Origin of the sequence: Kitasatospora sp. NPDC091257 (assembly GCF_044757675.1) — a bacterium.
Taxonomy (GTDB): Bacteria; Actinomycetota; Actinomycetes; order Streptomycetales; family Streptomycetaceae; genus Kitasatospora; species Kitasatospora lactacystinica.
This window is the reverse complement of sequence record NZ_JBIVVI010001338.1, coordinates 1-2307: the sequence shown is the minus strand read 5'-3', so window position 1 is coordinate 2307 and position 2307 is coordinate 1. Positions and strand designations below refer to the sequence as shown.

At 75.8% G+C, this 2307-nt stretch carries 3 protein-coding genes; 1 reads left to right on the top strand and 2 read right to left on the bottom strand.

Annotation, left to right across the window (positions count from 1 at the left end):
* Together ACIQOV_RS38015 and ACIQOV_RS38010 are read right to left on the bottom strand one after the other, a co-directional pair.
* On the bottom strand, positions 1 to 1038 hold a 1038-nt coding region (locus tag ACIQOV_RS38015; RefSeq protein WP_401055335.1), incomplete at its 3' end, for a hypothetical protein.
* Positions 1035 to 1547, bottom strand: a complete 513-nt coding sequence (locus ACIQOV_RS38010; protein ID WP_359915512.1) for a SigE family RNA polymerase sigma factor — start codon at positions 1545 to 1547, stop codon at positions 1035 to 1037. The genes ACIQOV_RS38015 and ACIQOV_RS38010, both read right to left, overlap by 4 nt.
* A 108-nt stretch (positions 1548 to 1655) precedes the next feature.
* Here ACIQOV_RS38010 and ACIQOV_RS38005 point away from each other — a divergent pair, with 108 nt between their 5' ends.
* Complete coding sequence (locus ACIQOV_RS38005) at positions 1656 to 2294, top strand: hypothetical protein (protein WP_401055334.1); 639 nt, start codon at positions 1656 to 1658, stop codon at positions 2292 to 2294.
* Positions 2295 to 2307 lie beyond the last annotated feature (13 nt).

Below are 2307 nucleotides of genomic sequence, written 5' to 3'. Positions count from 1 at the left end.
GTCCGCGGGCCCCGTCGCGGTCCAGGAGGCCTCGTCCGCACCGAGCACGGTGAACCGGCCGAGCAGGCCCGCCAGTCCGCCGGCCTGTTGCACCGGCGGGCTCCCCGCGGCCGTCCCGTTGGCGCAGAGCCGGACGCCCTTGTCGACGCGGCACACCGGGGTGCCGCCGTCCGGCCTGCCGTCGACGAACACCCCGAAGCTCTCCGGCTGGACGGTGACGCTCAGCCACTTCCCGTCGACGGTGTACGACAGGATGGCGCTCCACGGGGGCTCGGTGTCCTTCGAGGGCCGGTGGATCTCGATGTTCCGCGGCTTGAGCTCGGCGGGCAGGCCGGTCGGCCGCACCGGGAACGGGACGTCCCGGCCGCCGAACTCGACGCCGGCCGCGACCCTGATCAGGTCCTCCTTGACCTTCGCCCCCGTCCACAGCGTGGCCCTCAGCTCGGCCCGGCGACCGGAGGCGGTCATCCAGCGCAGGCCGACCGGGACTCCCGATGCGTCGGTGACCAGCCACTGGGCCTCCCGGCCGGCGACCGCGGGCGCGGCGACCGTGTGCACCCCGGGGGCGAGGGACTCGCCGGGGCCGCGCAGCAGTTCGAGCTTCAGGGTGGGGACGGCGTTCTCGACGACGGTCGTGGTGGCGGCGGTGGTGACGGACCGTCCGTCGCCGTTCGCGTAGCCGACGGCCGGTCGGGCCAGCCACGGCGGCAGCCAGCCGAAGCGGGCCTCGGCGCTCAGCGGGCCGGTGGACGCCGTCGGCGTCGGGACGGTGGTCGGGGACGGCGTGGGCGAGGCCGGGGCGGTCGGCGGGGGGACGGCCGGTGCGGGAGGCCCGCCGGCCGGGCGCAACAGCAGCACGCCGGCCAGCACGGCGGCGGTCGACCCGGCCACCACGCCGATCAGCGCCTGCCGGCGGCGGCGCAGCCGGACCCGCCCGCGGGCGATCACCGCCGAGGTGTCGAGCGCGGCGGGCGGCGCCGGGGTCTCGGCGAGGGCGCCCAGCCGGGCGGTGAGATCACGCTGCTCGTGCGTCCTCATGACGTCCTCTCGGCGGTGGTGGGGCGAGCGGCGAGCGTCGTCCGGAGGGTGGCGAGAGCGCGCGAGGTCTGGCTCTTCACATTGCCCGAGGAGCAGCGCATCGCCTCGGCGGTCTGATCGACCGTGAGGTCGCAGTAGTACCGGAGCACCACGGTGGCGCGTTGCCTGGGCGGCAGCGCGGCCAGCGCCCTGCGCAGGTCGAGCTGGACGTCGAGGTCGGCGGCCACCGAGGCGACGTCCACCGGCGTCGCGGTCCGCGACGTCCGCCGCCACCAGGACGAGCGCTGCTCGGCGAGGAAGGTGTTGACCAGCACCCTGCGGGCGTAGCCGTCCAGGTTCTCGACCCGGCCGGCCCGTGACCAGTTCACGTACAGCTTGGTCGCGCACTCCTGCACCAGGTCGTCGGCCCGGTGCCAGTCCCCGCACAGCAGATAGGCGACCTTGCGCAGCCAGCCGCTCCTGGAGGCCACGTACTCCGTGAACTCCGCGTCGCGCGTCCGCTTCGCCATCCGCACCCCCTCTCGTCGTGGTGGCGACGCACAGCCGCGCCGTCCGCCGCTCTAATGCGGGCACCGGCCGGAAGGTTGCACGCGCGGCGCGCACGTAGGCTTTCCGGCATGCCCAACGGCCGGTACTCGCTCCACGACCCTCATGACCACGTCCCGCTCGGGGAGGAGCGCTTCAGCTGCGCGCCCGGGGCGGCCGGGTGGCGGTACGTCTCCAAGACCTACGCGCCGGACGGCCGGGTGCTCGGCAGCACCGACCTCACGCTGGACTCGCGCGCCCGGCCGCTGCGGATGGAGCTGCGGGCCGGGGGCTGGCAGGTGCGCGGCGGAGCGGTGGACGGGGTGGCCTGGGTCCGCACCGACGCGGCCGACCCCGGCGGCGAGCACGCGGCGGAGGGCCACGACCGGGCGCACGCCTTCACCGGCCGCTCGCCGGGCTTCCTGGTCGCCACCGCCCGGCTGCTGAGGCTGGCGGAGGGGGCGAGCGCGCGGGTGCGGCTGGTGGCCTTCACCGAGCCGGTGCTGGCTCCGCGCACCCTCGACCAGGGGTGGCTGCTGGAGGGCGTCGACACCCACGAGACGGATTCCGGGCCGCTGCTGGTCGAGCGGTACCAGGTGGCGGACCTGGAGACGGGCGAGCAGCAGGTGGTGCACCTGGCGGGGGACGTGGTGCTGGCGGCGGAGGGGATCGAGCTGGAGGAGCTGGCGTCGCCGCCGAACGCCTGGCGGGTGGGGGCGGAGGAGGAGTAGCGGTCCGGTAGGG

Excerpts from the sequence above, each read along its gene's own strand:
- ACIQOV_RS38010 (WP_359915512.1), bottom strand. The coding sequence starts at position 1,547 with ATGGCGAAGCGGACGCGCGACGCGGAGTTCACGGAGTACGTGGCCTCC.
- ACIQOV_RS38005 (WP_401055334.1), top strand. The coding sequence starts at position 1,656 with ATGCCCAACGGCCGGTACTCGCTCCACGACCCTCATGACCACGTCCCG.